This window comes from Conexibacter sp. S30A1, assembly GCF_023330665.1.
Lineage (GTDB): Bacteria > Actinomycetota > Thermoleophilia > Solirubrobacterales > Solirubrobacteraceae > Palsa-465.
Window position 1 is genome coordinate 1,152,681 of sequence record NZ_CP097127.1, and the last position, 18,015, is coordinate 1,170,695.

The 18,015-nt window shown below is 69.5% G+C and carries 20 protein-coding genes and 1 riboswitch; of the genes, 10 read left to right on the top strand and 10 right to left on the bottom strand.

Features of this window, described 5'->3' with window-relative positions:
• The first annotated feature begins 2 nt into the window (after positions 1-2).
• Positions 3-1,130 carry an ArsA-related P-loop ATPase gene (locus tag M3M54_RS05765; protein WP_249021230.1) on the top strand — a complete coding sequence of 376 codons (1,128 nt, stop codon included), beginning with the start codon at positions 3-5 and terminating at the stop codon, positions 1,128-1,130.
• A complete protein-coding gene (gene glp, locus M3M54_RS05770) occupies positions 1,123-2,340 on the top strand; it encodes a gephyrin-like molybdotransferase Glp (RefSeq protein WP_249021231.1) in 1,218 nt (405 codons plus the stop codon). The genes M3M54_RS05765 and glp overlap by 8 nt, the downstream gene beginning before the upstream one ends.
• On the opposite strand, the gene M3M54_RS05775 is transcribed toward glp, so the two are convergent.
• On the bottom strand, positions 2,322-2,870 hold the full coding sequence (locus M3M54_RS05775) for a hypothetical protein (protein WP_249021232.1): 549 nt from the start codon (positions 2,868-2,870) through the stop codon (positions 2,322-2,324). The two genes, glp and M3M54_RS05775, sit on opposite strands and share 19 nt — an antisense overlap.
• Positions 2,871-2,911: 41 nt before the next feature.
• Between M3M54_RS05775 and M3M54_RS16890 the strand changes: the two genes are divergently transcribed.
• Genes M3M54_RS16890 through M3M54_RS05790 form a run of 3 tightly spaced genes read left to right on the top strand, consistent with a single transcriptional unit; the run spans position 2,912 to position 4,007 of the window.
• Positions 2,912-3,460: a tyrosine-type recombinase/integrase gene (locus M3M54_RS16890; protein ID WP_371878622.1), complete on the top strand. Its 549-nt coding sequence runs from the start codon at positions 2,912-2,914 to the stop codon at positions 3,458-3,460.
• Positions 3,461-3,504: 44 nt separating this feature from the next.
• Positions 3,505-3,741, top strand: a complete 237-nt coding sequence (locus tag M3M54_RS05785; RefSeq protein WP_249021234.1) for a hypothetical protein — start codon at positions 3,505-3,507, stop codon at positions 3,739-3,741.
• A complete protein-coding gene (locus M3M54_RS05790) occupies positions 3,738-4,007 on the top strand; it encodes a type II toxin-antitoxin system RelE/ParE family toxin (RefSeq protein ID WP_249021235.1) in 270 nt (89 codons plus the stop codon). Before M3M54_RS05785 ends, M3M54_RS05790 begins: the two co-directional genes overlap by 4 nt.
• 190 nt (positions 4,008-4,197) lie before the next feature.
• On the opposite strand, the gene M3M54_RS05795 is transcribed toward M3M54_RS05790, so the two are convergent.
• The 3 genes from M3M54_RS05795 to M3M54_RS05805 form a co-directional block, all read right to left on the bottom strand.
• Complete coding sequence (locus M3M54_RS05795) at positions 4,198-5,496, bottom strand: hypothetical protein (protein ID WP_249021236.1); 1,299 nt, start codon at positions 5,494-5,496, stop codon at positions 4,198-4,200.
• 87 nt (positions 5,497-5,583) lie between these two features.
• A complete protein-coding gene (locus M3M54_RS05800; RefSeq protein WP_249021237.1) occupies positions 5,584-5,967 on the bottom strand; it encodes a helix-turn-helix domain-containing protein in 384 nt (127 codons plus the stop codon).
• 69 nt (positions 5,968-6,036) lie between these two features.
• Complete coding sequence (locus tag M3M54_RS05805; protein ID WP_249021238.1) at positions 6,037-7,137, bottom strand: RNA polymerase sigma factor RpoD/SigA; 1,101 nt, start codon at positions 7,135-7,137, stop codon at positions 6,037-6,039.
• 278 nt (positions 7,138-7,415) lie between these two features.
• Between M3M54_RS05805 and M3M54_RS05810 the strand changes: the two genes are divergently transcribed.
• A complete protein-coding gene (locus tag M3M54_RS05810; RefSeq protein WP_249021239.1) occupies positions 7,416-8,078 on the top strand; it encodes a hypothetical protein in 663 nt (220 codons plus the stop codon).
• A gap of 41 nt (positions 8,079-8,119) precedes the next feature.
• Here M3M54_RS05810 and glpX read toward each other — a convergent pair whose 3' ends face one another.
• Positions 8,120-9,121, bottom strand: coding sequence for a class II fructose-bisphosphatase (gene glpX, locus M3M54_RS05815; RefSeq protein WP_249021240.1), 1,002 nt, complete (start codon positions 9,119-9,121; stop codon positions 8,120-8,122).
• 25 nt (positions 9,122-9,146) lie between these two features.
• Between glpX and M3M54_RS05820 the strand changes: the two genes are divergently transcribed.
• The gene (locus tag M3M54_RS05820) at positions 9,147-9,905 is read left to right on the top strand and encodes a dihydrofolate reductase family protein (RefSeq protein WP_249021241.1); all 759 of its coding nucleotides are present in this window, start codon (positions 9,147-9,149) and stop codon (positions 9,903-9,905) included.
• 563 nt (positions 9,906-10,468) lie between these two features.
• Here the strand turns inward: M3M54_RS05820 and M3M54_RS05825 are convergent.
• From M3M54_RS05825 to M3M54_RS05840, 4 genes are all read right to left on the bottom strand, one after another.
• The gene (locus M3M54_RS05825; protein ID WP_249021242.1) at positions 10,469-11,158 is read right to left on the bottom strand and encodes a metallopeptidase family protein; all 690 of its coding nucleotides are present in this window, start codon (positions 11,156-11,158) and stop codon (positions 10,469-10,471) included.
• 4 nt (positions 11,159-11,162) lie between these two features.
• Positions 11,163-12,317, bottom strand: a complete 1,155-nt coding sequence (locus M3M54_RS05830) for an acyl-CoA dehydrogenase family protein (RefSeq protein ID WP_249021243.1) — start codon at positions 12,315-12,317, stop codon at positions 11,163-11,165.
• Positions 12,318-12,392: 75 nt separating this feature from the next.
• Positions 12,393-13,517, bottom strand: coding sequence for a peptidoglycan-binding domain-containing protein (locus M3M54_RS05835; protein WP_249021244.1), 1,125 nt, complete (start codon positions 13,515-13,517; stop codon positions 12,393-12,395).
• A gap of 6 nt (positions 13,518-13,523) precedes the next feature.
• Positions 13,524-13,693: riboswitch (cyclic di-AMP (ydaO/yuaA leader) on the bottom strand.
• 153 nt (positions 13,694-13,846) lie between these two features.
• The gene (locus M3M54_RS05840) at positions 13,847-14,050 is read right to left on the bottom strand and encodes a cold shock domain-containing protein (RefSeq protein ID WP_249021245.1); all 204 of its coding nucleotides are present in this window, start codon (positions 14,048-14,050) and stop codon (positions 13,847-13,849) included.
• Positions 14,051-14,244: 194 nt separating this feature from the next.
• Between M3M54_RS05840 and M3M54_RS05845 the strand changes: the two genes are divergently transcribed.
• Together M3M54_RS05845 and ftsH are read left to right on the top strand one after the other, a co-directional pair.
• Complete coding sequence (locus M3M54_RS05845; RefSeq protein WP_249021246.1) at positions 14,245-14,619, top strand: NYN domain-containing protein; 375 nt, start codon at positions 14,245-14,247, stop codon at positions 14,617-14,619.
• A gap of 72 nt (positions 14,620-14,691) precedes the next feature.
• Positions 14,692-16,803: an ATP-dependent zinc metalloprotease FtsH gene (gene ftsH, locus M3M54_RS05850; protein WP_249021247.1), complete on the top strand. Its 2,112-nt coding sequence runs from the start codon at positions 14,692-14,694 to the stop codon at positions 16,801-16,803.
• Between the two features lie 38 nt (positions 16,804-16,841).
• On the opposite strand, the gene M3M54_RS05855 is transcribed toward ftsH, so the two are convergent.
• Positions 16,842-17,132, bottom strand: coding sequence for a hypothetical protein (locus tag M3M54_RS05855; protein WP_249021248.1), 291 nt, complete (start codon positions 17,130-17,132; stop codon positions 16,842-16,844).
• Positions 17,133-17,218: 86 nt separating this feature from the next.
• Here M3M54_RS05855 and M3M54_RS05860 point away from each other — a divergent pair, with 86 nt between their 5' ends.
• On the top strand, positions 17,219-18,007 hold the full coding sequence (locus M3M54_RS05860; RefSeq protein WP_249021249.1) for an exodeoxyribonuclease III: 789 nt from the start codon (positions 17,219-17,221) through the stop codon (positions 18,005-18,007).
• Positions 18,008-18,015: the final 8 nt, after the last annotated feature.

Consider the following 18,015-nt stretch of genomic DNA (forward strand, 5'->3'; position numbering starts at 1 on the left):
GCGTGAGCGACCACAAGCATGCGCGTGCCATGGGCGCCGAACAGCTGCTCGCCGGGCGGCGCATCTGCGTCTGCGTGGGGGCCGGCGGCGTGGGCAAGACGACCACCGCCGCGACGCTGGCGATCGGCATGGCGATGCGCGGCCAGAAGGTCGTCGTGGTGACCATTGACCCGGCCCGGCGGCTGGCTGAAGCGCTGGGGCTTGAGACCCTGGACAACGAGCCCCAGCGCGTGTTCGCTCCCGGCTCAAAGCGGCTCAACGACGCGGGGCTGCCGGACATCAAAGGCGAGCTCTGGGCGGTGATGCTCGACCCCAAGCGCACCTTCGACGAGCTGATTGACCGCGTCTCACCGAGCCCTGAGCGCGCCGCGGAGATCAAGCGCAACGGCGTCTACCGGCAACTCTCAAGCGCCGTTGCCGGCTCCCAGGAGTTCACCGCCATCGAGAAGCTCTACGAGCTGGCACAGGAGGACTACGACCTGCTCGTGCTCGACACGCCGCCGGCGCACAGCGCCACCGAGTTTCTCAATGCCCCGGGCCGCCTCAACGCCTTCCTCGGCGGTGGCGCGCTGCAGGCTCTGATACGCCCAACCGGGCTCGGCATGCGCCTGCTCGGGATCGGTGCGACGCCTCTGCTCAGCGCCCTGCGGCTCGTCACCGGCGTCGATCTGCTGACGGACCTCACCCGCTTCCTGAGCCTGCTCGGCGGCATGGCGGGCGATTTCACGGCCCGCGCAGCCAGGGTCGAAGAGCTGCTGCACGCGGACACGACCGGGTTTGTGCTCGTCACCACCGCCGAGGACCGTCCGGTGCAGGAGGCGATCGCGTTTCGCGAAACCCTGCGTGCGAGCAAAATGCCGTTTGTGGGCACGATCGTCAATCGCGTCGCGCCGGCGATTCACGCAGGGACGCGGGCGGGCCTGGACGGCAAGCTGGCCGCCGACCTGGCGGACCGTCTGCTGGCCTGCGCCCGTGATCACGAGGTCCTCGCGACCCGTGACCGCGCCAACATCAGGCGCCTGCGCGAGGGCCTGGGCGAGCAACCGCTGCTGGTCGTGCCCGACCTGGACGAGCGGCTGAGCGACGCCAGCGGCCTGTTCGCCATGCAACAGGAGCTTTTCGGTGACTGAACGCGACGAGCACGACCTGCTTGCCGTTGACGCCGCGCTCGAGCTGATCCTGGCGCAGGTCACGCCGCTCACAGCCGAGCCGGTCCCGCTGCCTGAGAGCCTCGGGCGCTACCTCGCAAGCGACCTCGTGGCGAGGATTGACCTGCCACCGTTCAGGGCATCGGCACTCGACGGCTTTGCGGTACGTCACGCCAACACCCCGGGCCGGCTGCGCATCGTCGGCGAGTCCGCCGCCGGGGCGCCCTACGACCGGCCGCTCACAGACGGCGAAGCGGTGCTCATCTCCACCGGTGCCGTGGTCCCGGATGGCGCGGACGCGATCGTGCCGGTCGAGTGGGTGCCTGACGCTGGCACCGAGGCGATCACGGTGCGCGAGCCGGTGGGCTATCAGAACGCGATCCGTGAGGCCGGCAGCGATGTCAAGCAGGGAGCTGTGACGCTCACCACAGGCACCTGCATCACCCCTGCTCACATCGGCGCGGCGGCGGCACTGGGGCTGACCAGCGTGCCCTGCAGCCGGCTGCCAGGCGTCTCGCTGCTGGCCACCGGCAGCGAGCTTCGCGACCCTGGCGAGCTGCTCGCCCCAGGGCAGATATACAACTCCAACACGCCGATGCTGCACGCTGCCCTGAGGACCGCTGGGGCGAGCGTGACGCTTTATCAGACAGCGGCCGACACCGGCCGCCAGCACCGGCAGCTGCTGGCGCGGGCGCTCGACCACGACGTGCTGATCAGCACCGGCGGCGTGTCGATGGGCGGCCACGACCTGGTCCGTTCGGTGATGGCCGAGCTGGGGGTGGGCGAGCTCTTCTGGAAGGTGGCCATGAAGCCGGGCAAGCCACTCAGCTTCGGTGTGCGCGAACACCCCGACGGCCGGTGCACGCTCGTGTTCGGTGTGCCCGGCAACCCTGTCTCGGCGCTGGTCTGCTTCGCGCTCTTCGTGCGCCCCGCGCTGGCTGCGTTGCAGAGCGCCACCGATCCGGGTCCGCACTACGTCGCCGGCACGCTCGCACACAGCGTCCGCGCCGACCCCAGGCGCGACCAGTTGATACGCGTCAGGCGCGGGCGCGGCGGCGAACTGGAGCCGCTGCGGGGACAGCAGTCACACCAGCTCGCCGAGCTGGCCTCAAGCGATGGACTCGCGCGGATTCGGGCGGGCGCAGGTGAGCTTGAAGCCGGCACCGTTGTCGATTATCTGCCGCTGTTCTGAGCGCCGCCTGCGTCCCGCGGCTGCGGGCGGGCCGGGACAAGCTCGCAGCGCCCCAGCGCAAGCAGCTCCCACACCGCCTGTGCCGCCAGCTGCTCGCACGCCGCCGGTGAGCGCTCGCCCGCCAGCTCCGCGGCGAGGGCGAGGATGTCCGGAGCGGCTGCTGGGCCGGCCGACAGCCGGCCCAGCAGCCGCTCCCTCAGCTGTTCAGAGCGACCCGCCTGGTCGTCTGTCAACGGTTCGGCCGCGCGCTTGCTGAGATGCTCGCGGGCGGTGGCGAGCACGCGCGCGGTGACGTCGTTGCCGCTGCGCTCGGCGTTCTGCCAGCCATGCCCGAGCGCCAGCTGGTCGGGACGCAGCGCCGGCCCCTCGTAGATCGTCATCTGCGTCTCGCGCGGGCTGAACTCGTGGCCCTCGAGCTCAAAGTCCGCGCCGCCCAAAAGCGGCTCGATGAAGCCGTGCCACAGCTCGATGTCAGCGAGGTTGAAGCGGCGCACGACGTGCATGCCCATTCGCAGCTCGGCGTGAAACATGCCGCTGACCGTACACCGACGGCGGCCAAGGGCCTGTTCCGATGGTTGGCGAAAACCAACAGGAGGCTGGTCAACCGGCCGCTTGGCTCGTGCCGCCAAGGGTCAAGCGCAGGTTGCCGCAGACGATCCTCGCGCACGCCGAGGTCGAGGCCGTGCTCGCGCTCCCTGACCTGAGCGATCTACTTGGGTTGCGTGACCGCACGATCATGGAGCTGCTCTACTCGACCGGGATCCGCCGCTCCGAGCTCTGCCGCCTCCGGACCGGTGATATCGACCCGGCCCGCAGTCTGCTGACGGTCCCTGAGGGGAAGAGTGGGCGTGACCGGATCATCACGATCAGCGAGCGCGCTCTCGAATGGGTCGACCGGTATCTCACCGGCGCGCGTCCACGCCGAGCTATCGACCACCCAGATCTACACGCACGTCTTCCTGCAAAGCCTCAAAGCCGTCCACGCCGCCACGCACCCAGCCGCCAGCAACACGCCGCCACGCCAACGCCAGGATGCCGACGCCGGCTACAGCGGCGCCACCGACGGCGATGGCGACCGGTCGTGACAGCGGACGATCACGAGCGCGGGCTCCTGTCCTAAAGGATGCGCCGCGCGACCCTTATCGAGCTACCGTTTGGAGGGTGATGACCGCCAAAGAACAGCTCCGCGAACGAGTCGAGACGCTCACCGAGGACGAAGCCGCCGAGACGCTGCGGCTGCTTGACCGGCGCGCCGATCCGCTGGTCGTCGCGTTCCGTGACGCCCCTATCGATGACGAGCCCGTCACGCCGGAGGAAGAGGCTGCGATGGCCGAGGCGAACGCTGACTTGGCCGCCGGACGCACCGTGTCGCTTGAAGAAGCGATGCGCGAGTTCGAGTGACCGACGAGCCCTGGCACGTCGAACTGACGCGCGCCGCTCAACGCGACCTGCGCCGTCTCGACCCACCGATCCGCCAGCGGGTCACCGCCGCCCTCTTGGCGCTCGCAGAAGATCGGCTGGGCAGCGCCGCGCTGCGCAAGCTGACCGGCAGCCAGCAATCACGCTTGCGGGTCGGTGACTGCCGTGTTCGCCTCACGCTCGACACCCAGGCCCGCGTCCTGGTCGTGATGCGCATCCTGCCCCGTGGCCGCGCCTACCAAGACTAAAGGCGATCCACCGTCGCCATAGGCTGGGACAATCCTTGGCCTGACTCCCGCCACCCGGCCGTGCCCGCCAGCATTCTGCCCAGCCGCCCACCGCAACGGTGCTGACAGCGGGCGCCGTCCGGCCACGCTGGGGCTCGCGACGCCACAGACGTCGACTCGCGGTGGCTCCCGCACCCGACGCGCGTGGCGCTCAAACCAGCACGGCTTCAAGCTCGTCGGCAGCCTGGCCGATGAGCTCGTCGGCGACCGTGCACAGGTCGGCGTCGAGGTGGCCACAGAGCACGTCGCGCAGGATCGCGCGCAGGTTGTCGACGAGCTCGGTGACGAGCTCGAGGCTGGTGGCGTCGTCGGCGATCATGCCGGTGATCACCGAGCGCTCCAGCGCGATCGCGCGCGCGGTCCGCGCGGCGAGCGCCGTCCGCTCCTCCGCGGTGGCGCAGATCATCGCAAGCCGCTGAGCCAAGCGCCCGCTGGCCGGTCCCTCGGGCTCCAGCAACGCCCGCAGCGCCAGCAGGTGGTCGCTGAGCCCCTCGTAGAGCGTGTCGCGCTCGCAACCCATCTCAAAGCGCGCAAGCGCCCAAGAGATCTCCCCCGCGCCTGACCTGTCGGGACCGTGCCTGTGGGCCGAAGGCGCCAGACGCCGGCCGATCAGGTTACAGAAGCCGCGCAGCTCGTCCTCGGCGGAGCGCGGAATCAGGGTCAGCTGCCGCGAGCGCCCGGTCGCGCCGATCGCGACCGGCGTCCAGGATCCCCCGTCGACGCGCCAGTGGCCGACGGCGCTCAGCGCGAAGTCGCCGCGTTCAAAGAGGCGCAGTGCGGTCAGCACCCGCCGCAGCCTGGCGCGTGCGAACGCGCTCGACGGCTGCGCGTCGCGCTCGTGCGCCACCCGCAGCACCAACAGCAGCGGCGGCTGCGAGCCGCCGGCCAGCAGCTCGGCCGGCGCGCCTGCCAGGGTTCGGACACGCTGCAGCGAGACGCCGTCGGCCAGCGCCAGCTCATCCGTGCCTGGATCCAGATCCAGGCCGAGCAACGCGACCACGACCTCGGTCACGTGACGGCCCTGGTAGATCGCCTGCTCGAGCTCGTCGTAGACTGCGGCAAAGCGCTGCTCGTCTGGCACAAAGTCGATCCGCTCGTCATACACCCTGGTCAGGAACTGCACCACGACCAGCTCGGCCTGTTCGCGCGAGGTCTCCGGGACGAGCTCGTGCCCGCCGGCCCGCAGGTAGAGCTCCAGTCCGCCCAGGCCCGCCAGCGTCCGGCAAACCGGCAGGAAGGTCTCAAGCTCCACCAGGAGCTCCAGACGCTCGCCGATGTAGTGGCCGGTCAGCGGCCGGTAGCAGTAAAGCGCCGGCCGCGCACGGTAGGTGTCGCCACTTGCGATGACATCAAAGGGAACCTCGTCACCGGCGGCGACGGCGCGCTCGAAGCGTATGCCCGCGGCGGTCGTGAAGGCCTCAAGCAGGCCATGAAGAGTCGGGTTTCTCACGCCCTGCCAGTTCGGCACCGAGGCCGCGCGTCCTGCCTGTGAGAGGCTGTTTGCAGCGCCGCCAAGGCCGCTTGGGGCGCGCCCGTTTCAGGAACTCGCCAGCGCTTCAAGCTGCCAGCCGGACGCGACCTGCTCAGGCTCCGGCAGCGGCCGGCCAAACTCGTCGCTCAACCAGCGCAGCCCGTAGGCCCGCATGTCCTCGATCAGCGGCACGAGCGCTGCGCCCTTCTCGGTGAGCGCGTACTCGACCCGGGGCGGCACCTCGGGGAAGGTCGAGCGAACCACCATCCCCTCCTCCTCGAGTGCCCGCAGCCGCAGCGACAGCGTGCGTGGGCTGATGCCCTCGAGCTCGCGTTCCAGCTCGCAGAACCGCGAGTGTCCCTCTGCCAGCTCCTTGACGAGCAAAAGCGTCCACTTGCCGCACACCACCTCGGCGGTTCGGCAGACCGGACAGGTATCGGGCGAAGACATCTTGCAGGCAGAGTTTAGCGCTCGCTTCAGAGTCTGAAGCGAGCGCTCGGGCTTGCGCTTGGCCCGCTCCTAGGCGACGTCGCGGAGCTTCTGGGCCTCGGCGAGCGACTGCAGCTTCTTGAGCGACTGGTTCTCGATCTGGCGGATGCGCTCGCGGGTGACGTTGAACGTCCGCCCGACCTCATCCAGGGTGCGCGGGTGCTCGCCACCGAGGCCATAGCGCAGCTCGAGCACACGCCGTTCCCGGTAGCTCAGGTTCTCGAGTGCCTCGCGCAGAGCCTCCTTGGTGAGGATCTCGGCAGCACGCTCATACGGTGACTCGGCGCGCTCGTCGGCGATGAACTGCCCGAACTCCGACTCCTCCTCGTCGCCGACCGGCTTCTCAAGCGACACCGGCGCCTGCGCCGAGCGCTTGATCGACTCGACCTCGTCGGGCTCGATCCCGGTGACCTCAGCGATCTCCTCGGCGGTCGGCTCACGCCCCAGCTCGGTCACGAGCTTGCGCTCGGCACGACCGATCTTGTTGAGCTTCTCAACCACGTGCACGGGGATGCGGATCGTGCGTGCCTTGTCAGCCAGCGCCCGCGCGATCGCCTGCCGGATCCACCAGGTGGCGTAGGTGGAGAACTTGAAGCCCTTGCGGTAGTCGAACTTCTCCGCGGCCCGCACCAGCCCGAGTGTGCCCTCCTGGATCAGGTCCAGGAACGGCAGGCCCTGGTTGCGGTAGTTCTTCGCGATCGAGACCACCAGACGGAGGTTTGACTCGACCATCTTCTGCTTGGCGTCGAGGTCACCGCGCTCGATCCGCTTGGCCAGGTCGACCTCCTCCTGGGCGGTGAGCAGGCGCACCTTGCCGATGTCCTTCAAGAACAGCTGCAGCGAGTCGGTGGTCATGTCCGGCTTGAGATCCAGCGCTCCCTTGGCGCGGCGGCGGCCGCGCTTGTCGGGCGCGCGTTCGACCTCTGCCTCTGCGATCGCCGGATCGACCTCCTCGACCAGCTCGATCTCCGCCCGCTCGAGGAAGCCGTGGAGCTCCTCGATGTCGCTGTCGTCGAGGTCCAGCTCGGCGACCGCGCCACTGATCTCGGAGAACGTGAGCACGCCAAGCTGCTGACCGCGGTTGACGAGCGCCTTGACCTCTTCAAGTTCCTGCAGTTCCGCTACTGACATCTGGTTCCGTTTCCGTCGTGTTTCCAGCGGCCGGGCCGACCCCGACAGCTCGAAAGGTGGCGGCGCCCGCGTCGCGACGCGCAGTCCACCCACTCAACCATGGGGCAATCTTACTTCGGCGACAGCCACTGATCCACTAAACGGCCGCCAGCCCGCCGGTCTGTAGCCGCGAGCCGCGCAGGTGGACGTGCCTTGGTCATCTCCCTGAAATATTGCACGTCCGCGCACGGACGCGGCGCTGGCCGGTCGCGAAGCTCGGGTGATGCACAATCGACCTTGTGAAGACGGTCGTCGCATCGCTGTGCGCCCTGCTCGCCTGGCTGCTTGCCCGCGACCGCCGTCGCCGGCGCCTGCCGGGGCGTGCGTCGATCGTCTCGCCGCGTCACTGCACGCTGGTGGCCCCCGACGGCTCCGTGCATTCTGTGCAGTCAGCGCACCTGGAGCTTCCCAGCGCACGGCTCGAGGAGCTCTGGAACCCGGCGCAGCTCGAGAACCTCGGGCGGACCTACTGGCGCTTTCTGACAAAGGCGACGCTCGGCATCGTCCGCGTGCGCTACGGCCGGCACGAGCGCAACGTGGTGCTGTTCTCAAGGCCGCTGACGCTGCTGCGCTTCGACCCGCCCCGCTACGTGCTCGAGCGCGACCACGCCAGCATCACCTGGGCGATCCGCGACGGGCTGCTGGTCTCCCGCGCCGGGCGTGGCAGCGGGTATCTGGCGATCCGCGTGCAGCGCGGCAGCACCGCGGGCGAGCCCGCCAGCCTCGACGTGGACGTCGAGGTGGCTAACTTCTACCCGTCCATCGCCTCGCGCCTGGGGACGCCGGTGTACCGCGCCACGCAGGCCGTGGTGCACGTTCTGGTCACGCACGCCTTCCTGCGCTCGCTCGCCCGCCTGCAGCTAGCAGAGTCGCGCATCGGACGGCTGCGCGACCTGCGCTGAGGGCGCCGTCGGCACCGGCCCGGCAACCCGCCCGCGCGTCCTCAGATGTCGAAGCCGGCGTTCAGCTCGCGCAGCTTGGCACGGTCGTGGCGCGCGCTGATCCGTCGCACGGTGCCCGACCGCGTGCGCATCACCAGCGACTCGGTGGTCGCAACGCCACCGCGGCCGTAGCGCACACCCTGCAGGACGTCACCGTCGGTGACCCCGGTGGCCGCGAAGAACACGTGGTTGCCCTTGACCAGGTCATCCTTGGTGAGCACCCGGCCGAGCTCGTAGCCTGCCGCCACGGCACGCTCGCGCTCATCGTCGTCACGCGGCCACAGGCGCCCGAGCAGCTGACCGCCGAGGCATTTCATCGCGGCCGCTGAGATCACGCCCTCCGGTGTGCCGCCGATCCCCCACAGAATGTCGACGGGCGAGTTCTCGGAGGCCGCCAGCAGGCAGGCGGAGACGTCGCCGTCGACGATCAGGCGCACGCGCGCGCCGGCCGCGCGCACCGCCGCCATCTGCTCGTGGTGGCGGGGGCGGTCGAGCATCACCACGGTCAGGTCGCGGATGCTGGCGCCGCGGCGCTCGGCGACCAGCGCAAGCGTCTCGGTCAGCGGCCGCTCGAGGTCAAGGAGGTCCACGATGTCTGCCCCGCCGGCAAGCTTCTCCATGTACACGCAGGGACCCGGGTCGAACATCGCGCCGCGCTCTGACAGGGCGATCACGGTGAGCGCGCTCGGCATCCCCATCGCGGTCAGGCGCGTGCCCTCGACCGGGTCCACGGCCACGTCGACGAGGGGTGGGGTGCCGTCACCGACATGCTCACCGTTGTAGAGCATCGGCGCCTCGTCCTTCTCCCCCTCGCCGATCACGACCACGCCATCCATCGCGACCGTGTCGAGCACCTGACGCATCGCGTCGACGGCGGCCTGGTCGGCCGCCTCCTTGTCGCCGCGCCCGATGTGACGCGCGGCGGCCAGCGCCGCCGCCTCAGTCACGCGCACCAGCTCGAGTGCAAGGTTGCGGTCCGGCTTGATCGATTGGTCAGGCTGCATGGCGCTCAGGCTACCTTTCTCCCCCGTGGAAGCCACAGCCTACCGACAGCTGCTCCCGCCCGGCGGCCCGACGGACGCGCGCACGCACGTCGAGGCGCTGATGCAGGCAGCCGTGCCAGAGCGGTCAGAGCGCCCCTACACGCTGGTCAACTTCGTGACCAGCCTCGACGGTCACACCACCATCGGGCCGGATTCGCGCGGGCTCTCAGGCGGCGCCGACCGCGAGCTCTTCTACGCCCTGCGCGAGCGCGCAGACGCCGTCCTTGCCGGCCCGCGCACGCTCGCGGCCGAGCGCTACAAGCGGATGCTGCCGGCGCCCGAGCGCCGCGCGCGGCGGCTGGCGCAGGGCCGCCCGGCCGAGCCGCTGCTGGTCAGCATCAGCTCAAGCGGCCAGGTCCCGCTCGACGTGCCGCTGTTTGCGGCGCCCGAAGCGCGCGCCCTGATCTTCTCGCCTGACCCTCCGGTCGCGGCCCGCTTGGCCGCGACCGTCGTCCACGCGCCGCTGGCACCGCTTGGCCAGGCGCTGCGCACGCTGCGCGCAGACGACGACGTGAAGCTGCTGCTGTGCGAGGGCGGGCCGACCCTGTTTGGCGCGCTGCTCGCCGCCGGGCTGGCTGACGAGCTGTGGCTGACGCTGGCGCCGAGGCTGGTGGGGGGAGCGTCGGGTGCGGCGCTGCTCAGCGGAGCAGCGCCGCAAGCGCCTACCCGTGCCCAGCTGGCGGGCGTGCTTGAGCACGCGGGCACCCTGTTTTTGCGCTACCGCCTTTGGCCCGAGCGTCGCTAGCGTGGTGTCTCAGTTTTAGGTGTTGACTTCCTCCCCGTCCTTACGGAAGGGGAGGAAGTCAAAAGTAGCTCTCGCTGGCCCTCGGCCAGCGACAAAGCAGCAGTGGCAGAGCGCACAGCTCGCCCTACCACAAGCCACAGCTATTTGCGAGACACTCCGCTAGCCCCCAAACCTCCCCGCTCCCAGGAGTTTTGTGCATTTCGGGCGCTCCCATCGCCCCAAATGCACAAAGCTCGCCCTGCGGCCCCGATTTGGGGGCCAGAGGCGGTCCGCGGGGCTCACAGGCAGTGGCCGTCGGCTTTGCCGATCGCTCGCGCGAGCGCTGCTCGCGGCCGCGCCGCTTCGGGGATCGCAGCCCGCGGGTCAGGCATTGCACCTAGGACCAGCGGCACGTCTGACCCCTACCCGTCGCGGTGGGGTTCATCCTCCCCACGGCTCAAGCTTGCAGGACCTGACAGAACCGAAGCTCGGCTTCGGGCCGAGCACACCAAGACCCCCGCGTCCTCTTGGGTCGGCTCGATCAACGCGCTCAGCACGCGCCGGCCGCCGAAGCACACCCGCGACTAGAGACCGAGCCCGCCGACGCCGCGCTCGTTCCAGCCGAGGTGGTGGGCGAGCTCGTGGCGCAGCGTGCGTGTGACCTGCTCGCGCAGCAGCTCGGGGTCGTGACCGAAGTCGCGCATGAGCGTGTCGCGGAAGATCACGATGCGGTCGTGGAAGTAGTTCTGGACCACCGTGTCGCCCTGGTAGAGGCCGTAGGCGCCGCGGCGCCCAGGCCCTGTGCGCACAGCCGCACCGCCGTCGGAGACGACGATCGCGACGTGCTCAAGCGCGCGATGGAACTCGAGCGGCAGCTCGTCGACCGCCATACGCACCAGCGCCCGGAAGTCCTCGTCGCTGTCAGCCACCAGCGCGTCCTGCTCCTCCGTGTCACCCAGCTCGAACGGTTCGTCATAGCCCCACGGGTCATCGGCGGCGAGGCGCTCGGTACGCTGCACCAGCGCCTCGAAGTCATCCTCTGAGGCCGGCGACTGCCAGTTGGCGAAGTGCACCAGCGAGAGCACGATCACACTGGTCACCACGCTCGCGCCGAGCACGATCACCGAGATCAGCTCGACAACGCGCAGCAGCCCGGTCGCACGCAGCCCGGTCGCCACCGCGAAGATCCCGAACCCGGACACCAGCGCAGCCAGCGCCGAGAGCAGGATCGTGCGAGCGCTGGCCGGTGTCTGTCTGGTCGGAAGGCGTCGCATGGCTCTAGCGCAGGCTGCGTGCCACCACCAGACGCTGAATCTCGTTGGTGCCCTCGTAAATCTGGGTGATCTTCGCGTCGCGCATCATCCGCTCAACCGGATAGTCATTGACATAACCGTAGCCCCCGAGGACCTGAACCGCTTCGACGGTCACCTCCATGGCCGTGTCGGAGCAGAAGAGCTTGGCCATCGCCGAGTACTTGCCGAGCTCCGGGTCCTCGCGATCAGCCCGACAGCAGGCCTGGTAGAGCAGCTCGCGGCCGGCCGCGCACTTGGTCTCCATGTCGGCCAGCTTGAACTGGATGCCCTGGAAGCTGTTGATCGGCTGGCCGAAGGCACGGCGCTCGCGCGCGTAGGCGACGGCGTAGTCGGTTGCGCCCTGGGCGATGCCGAGCGCCTGCGCGGCGACCCCCAGGCGGGAGCGGTCGAGCGTGCTCATCGCCACCTTGAACCCCTGCCCGACCTCTCCAATCACGTTGGCCTGTGGCACGCGCACGTTGTCAAACACCGGCGATCCCGTTGGCGAGGCGCGGATGCCGAGCTTGTGTTCGAGCTTGCCGACGCTGAAGCCTGGCCGGTCGGCCTCGACCTCGAAGGCGGTGATGCCGTGCGCGTGGCCGGCACTGCGGTCGGTGACCGCAAACACGCAGTAGAAGTCGGCGATGCCGCTGTTGGTGATCCAGGCCTTGCTGCCGTTGATCACCCACTCGTCGCCGTCGCGGGTGGCCGTGGTCTGCAGCCCGCCGGCGTCCGAGCCCGCCTCGGCCTCAGACAGCGCAAAGGCCGGTGAGAGCTCGCCGGTGGCGCAGCGCGGCAAAAACCGGCGCCTTAGCTCCTCGGAGCCGTGCAGGCGGATCGGCAGGGTGCCGAGGTCCTGGATCATCAGGATCAGCGCCGTTGACGCGTCCGCCTTGGCGATCTCCTCAACGGCGATGTTCAGCATCAGCGTGCCGGTGCCGGTGCCGCCGTACTCGGGCTCAAACGGCAGGCCAAGGATGTCCTGCTCGCCCAACAGCGCCCGCAGATCGTGCGGGTAGCTGGCTTCGCGGTCGATCTCGGCCGCGCGCGGGGCGATGCGCTCGCGCGCGATCTGGCGGATGGTGTCGCGCAGCTCGACGTGCTCGGGCGGGACGGTGTAGAGGTCCGCTAGGGCTGACACGCTCCCAATGCTACCCCTCGCAGCCCTCTCCCAGCAGCATTTCTCTGGCCCTGGCGGGCCCAGCGCGCCCGCGGCCTAGAAACCCTGTGGATGACGGGCCACGAAGTGCCCGTAGCCAGGCTCCCCGATCCGGGTGGGCGACCAGCGGTCGTTGCCGTTGAGCGCCGTCTGCGCGGCGGTGTCAAACCACAGCCCGTCGATCTCCATGTAGGCGTGGGTTGGGCCGTTGGTGTAGATCGTGATCCACTTGCCGCGACCCGGCAGGCCGTACTGCAGGAACTGCTCGGAGTCAAGCGGCGTTGCCAAAAGGCCCCCGGCGTGCAGCACGAAGCTGACCGAGCCCGAGCAGTCATAGCCGGGCGAGTTGAAGGACGCGTGCCCGCCGCCGTAGATGTAGGGGTCAAAGGCGATGCTGTTGGCGGCATCGAGCATCGTGACGATCCCCTGCGGCGTCCCGGGGGCGGGAACCGCCAGGCCGTCGACGAGCGTGGCCTTGGGCACCTGGGCCGTGGTGGTGGTGCTCGTCGTGGCGCCCGTCGTGGTGGAGCCGGTGCCGGTGGTCCCGGTGCTGGTCGCCGTCCCCAGGCCGACCCCACCGGTCAGCCCTGAGTCGCCGGCCGGCAGCGGCGCGGCGGGGTCGGTGGCGGTGACCGCGACGCCACTGGCCAGCTGCTTGGTGGCCTGCTTGCTCTCGGCGATGTGCAGCCTGCGGTTCAGCAGGCGCTTGAGCGTGGAGATCGATTGCGGTCCCGCGACCCCGTCGACGACCAGGCGGTAGTGGCGCTGACCCTGCTTCAGGCGCAGCAGGGTCAGGCGGTTGAAGTTGCCGCTGGCGCGCACGGCAAAGCCGAGCGCCGTGAGGTCGTGCTGGAGCACCATGACGTCGGTGCCCGACATGCCCAGCGAGAGCATGCGGCTGCCGAGCGCCCGCGAGAGCACCCGCCAGGCGCGGCGCTTGGCCGGTGGCTTGGTGCTCGCGCCGGCGGTGGTGCTCGCGCCGGTGAAGGTGGTGGTCGTGGTGGCTGTGCTGGTGCTCGTCGTGGTGGTGGTCGTGGACGACGCGGCGGTGGTTGACGTCGTGGTCAGACCGCTGCCCCCGGAGCCGCCCGCGGCCAGTGCGGGTGCGGCGCCAAAGAAGAGGCACAGGACGGTTGCTGCTGCAAGACGGTGTAACCCGGAAACAGCTTTTGCGTACAGCAAACAGACCCCTTCTCTTTCTCACGCCTACGGGGTTAGCTGTCGGGCTCGCGCTGAAAGAGTGTGCGCTACGCCACCATCCATGTGGCGATTCGCCCCCAGAGCCGCTGGTGCGGCTCAACAACTGGTTCCCCCGCTTCGGCTCGCCGGTGGCGAGACGAACTCGGCTGGTATGTGCTCGGCGCAGCATAACACGACGCCAACACGAATTGCCACTCCCACTAACAGCGGCGGCGCGCGGTACGCGAAGGCCAGGCCGCTTCAGAGCGCCGGGGGTCGGCGCTTAGCGCGGAGCGGCCAGCCGGCATGGCGGCCGCCCCGACGCACCGGTCCTACAGCTTCATCACGTTGATGGCCTTCGGGCCCTTCGGGCCCGCCTCTTCCTCGTAGGAGACCTTGGCCCCCTCGGCGAGCGAGCGGTAGCCGTCCGCGCTGATCGAGCTGTGGTGGACGAATAGGTCACGGCTGCCCTCGTCGGGCGTGATGAAGCCGAAGCCCTTCTCGTCGCTAAACCACTTGACTGTTCCTGTTGGCATTGGGGAGATTCCCTCCAGCTATTAGTGCTTCTACCGCGAGGACGTCTCTCCCGACCACCGGTGCCTGCACAAACACGCCGCTGCTTAATGCGGCCTTACAATTGCGCAAGCTAGCAGGCGCGCGGCACAATGACGAGCCTACACCCCCCAGGTAACGGGTTGTTCACAAAACCTTTGCGCGCCAGAATCGTCCGGTGCGCTGGATTATCGACGGCATGAACGTGATCGGCACGCGGCCGGACGCGTGGTGGAAAGACCGCGACGGCGCGATGCGCAGGCTCGTGATCGCGCTCGAATCGTGGGCCGCCAGCGAGGGCGAGGAGGTGACCGTCGTGTTCGAGCGCAAGCCCTCACCGCCGCTTCATTCGACGGTGGTCGAGGTCCGGCACGCCCCCAAGCCCAAGGCGGATGCCGCCGATGACGAGATCGTCCGTCTGCTCCGGGCCGATGCGCATCCGCAGACAATTCGCGTGGTCACCTCCGACCGCACGCTCGCTGACCTCGCCCACGCCGCCGGCGCGACGGTGGAGGGCGCGCGGGCGTTCCGTCTGCGCATCGGTTCCGTCTGAGCCACCCCGACCGCGGGTGCGCCACAGACGCTGCACACGGCGGCTTGCGCGCGCTTGCGACAATGTTTGCTCATGGCGGATCAGGAGCAGCGGCAGACACGACCGGGCGGCCGGCTCGGCGGACGCCTGCGCCCGAGCGCCCAGCGGCAGCCTGGCCGCCCCACACGCGATCAACCCGGCCGCTCGACCGGCGGCCCGGGCGCCCCCGCGCGAGCACCAGGCTGGCGCTCCGGCCAGCAGCCCGCCACCGGCGGCACGGGTTCCAGCATGCGCGGAGGCGGGCCGTCCAGGCCTGGCCCACGCAACCAGTGGCTGATGCTGCTTGCGATCTTCGGAGTGCTGTTGGCCGTCAATCTGGCCGTCAGCTCCGCAGCGCTCACACCCACGCGCGTACGCATCCCCTACTCCCCCACCTTCATCACCCAGCTGCGCGAGCACAACGTCGCCTCGATCGACTCCACGCAGTACGCGATTGACGGGACCTTCCGCAAGGCGGTGCGCTACCCGCCGAAGGACAGCGCAGCAACCCCGACAACCTCATTCTCGACGCAGATCCCGGCCTTTGACAACAACACCGCCCTGCAGGCGCTGCTGGCCAAGGACGCCCCCACGATCGACGCCCAGAACCCCAATCAGGGCGCCTCGTTCTTGGAGGAGGTGCTGTTCGGCTTCGGGCCGACGCTGCTGCTGGTTGCGCTCTTCATCTTCATCATGCGCCGCGCCGCGGGCGGCGGCGCCGGTGGCCTGATGTCCTTCGGCCGTTCACGGGCGCGCCGGGTCGAGCCCAACGACCAGCCGGTGACCTTCGCCGACGTGGCGGGAATCGACGAGGCCAAGGCGGAGCTGACCGAGATCGTCGACTTCCTGCGGACCCCGGACAAGTACCTCGCGCTGGGCGCGAAGATCCCCCGAGGCGTGCTGCTGAGCGGCCTGCCCGGCACCGGCAAGACGCTGCTGGCACGAGCTGTCGCCGGCGAGGCGGGTGTGCCGTTCTTCCAGATGTCCGCCTCCGAGTTCGTGGAGATGATCGTCGGCGTCGGCGCCTCGCGGGTACGAGACCTCTTCGCCCAGGCCAAGGCGGCGGCACCGGCGATCATCTTCGTCGACGAGCTCGACGCGATCGGCCGCTCGCGCGCCTCCGCGGGCCCCAACATCGGCGGCGGGCACGACGAGCGCGAGCAGACGCTCAACCAGATCCTGACCGAGATGGATGGCTTTGACGCGCGCACCGGCGTGATCGTGCTCGGCGCCACCAACCGCCCCGAGGTGCTCGATCAGGCGCTCCTGCGCCCGGGGCGCTTTGACCGCCGTGTCGTCGTCCAGCCGCCTGACCGGGTGGGCCGCGAGGCCATCCTCAGAGTCCACACCCGCTCGGTTCCGCTCAGCGACGAGATTGACCTGGGCCAGATCGCGGCCACCACGCCCGGCATGGTCGGCGCAGACCTCGCCAACCTCGTCAACGAGAGCGCGCTGCTGGCCGCCAAGCGCAACCATCCGAGGGTCACCCAGCAGGACTTCACCGATGCGCTCGAGCGCATCGTGCTCGGCGCGGCGCGCAGCGTCGTGATCAGCGACGAGGACCGGCGACGCACCGCCTACCACGAGGCTGGGCATGCCGTGGTGGGCATGCTGACAGCGGGCGCCGACCCCGTCCGCAAGGTCTCGATCATCCCCCGTGGCCAGGCGCTGGGCGTGACCTTCTCAGCGCCTGACGCCGACCGTTTCAACCTCGACCAGCGCCATCTGCTGGCGCAGATCAAGGTGGCGCTGGGTGGGCGCTGCGCCGAGGAGATCGTGTTCGGCGACCTGACCACCGGCGCGGAGTCAGACATCCAGCACCTGACACAGATCGCGCGCTTCATGGTCGGGCGCTGGGGCATGAGCACCGCCATCGGGCCGATCGCGGTGCTGCCCCAGGAGGGCACCAGCATGCTGCTGCCGGGAGTCGCGGAAACCTCCCAGAAGACCCAGCAGCTGGTGGACGAGGAGGTTCACCGGATCGTCCAGGACGCTCACCGTGAGGTGCTCGCGCTGCTGCGCGAGCACCGCGGCCAGCTCGATGACCTCGTCACGGAGCTGCTGCTGCACGAGACACTGGACATGGCCGACGCCTACGCGGCCGCCGGCATCACCGTGCCCGGGGGCTCACCCTCGCGGGAGGCCGCGGCAGTGGCGGCCGAATAGGCGCAGGCTAAGCGCCCGGCCGGTCAGCTTGGCGGCGCTCAGTCGCCCAGGTGCGTCATCCGCGCAAGCGCCTCGTGGCACTCGACGACGCGCTGCTTGACCGGATCGCTGTCGGGCCTGTCGTGGACCAGGTCCCAGGTGCGATCGGCGATCTCCCTGGCCGTCTCGGGCGTGGCCATCTCCCAGAGACGATCGACCAGCCGCAGCTCGAACTGCTGGATCTGGGCGGCGGGATCGCCTGGCGGCATCTTTGGCAGGGGTTCGGCTACGGCCTCACGCCACATGCCGCTGGCGACCAGGAGCCTGTTGCGCAACTGAATCTGATCCACGGCTGTGATCCTAGAGACGATCCGCGCCGCGTGCACTCTTGCCGCCAGGCATGAGCCGCTCGCCCGGTAAATAAGCTCCCGTAGCGATGCTGTTCGTCACCTGGAACGTCAACTCCCTGCGCGCCCGGCTGCCGCGCGTGAGCGAGCTGCTTGACCAGCACTGCCCCGATGTGGTGGCCCTGCAGGAGACCAAGTGCACGCCCGCGGGCTTCCCCGCAGACGAGCTGGCGGCGCTCGGCTATGAGTCCGTGCACAGCTCCGGCGGGCAGTGGTCCGGGGTCGCGCTGCTCGTGCGCACGCCGCTACAGGCCAACGACGCCGTGCTCGGGCTGGCCGGCGATCCCGTCCCCAGCGAAGCGCGCTGGTGCGAGGCAACGGTCGCCGGAATCCGTTTTGTCAGCGCCTACGTCCCCAACGGGCGTTCGCTTGAGAGCCCGGAGTACGGCCGCAAGTTGGCGTTCATGGACGCGGCGGCCAAGCGGGCCGCGGCGATCCGCTCAGAGCTTCCCGACCAGGGCCTGGTGATCGCCGGGGACTTCAACGTCGCACCGGCCGATCTGGACCTGCACGATCCGCGTGCGCACGTTGGCCTGACGCACGTGAGTGCGCCGGAGCGTGACGCCCTGGAGGCGCTGATGGCCTCAGGTGCGCTGCTTGATGCCTACCGGCACCTGCACCCCGAGGAGCACCAGTTCACGTGGTGGGACTACCGGGCCGGCAGCTTTCACAAGGACATCGGTATGCGCATCGACCTGACGCTCGTCGGCCGCGAGCTGGCGGACGGGCTGATCGCCTGCGGGATCGACCGCGACTTTCGCAAGCGCTTCAAGCCCTCTGACCACGCGCCTTTGCTGACCTGGCTCACGGTCGGATAGGCTGGCCT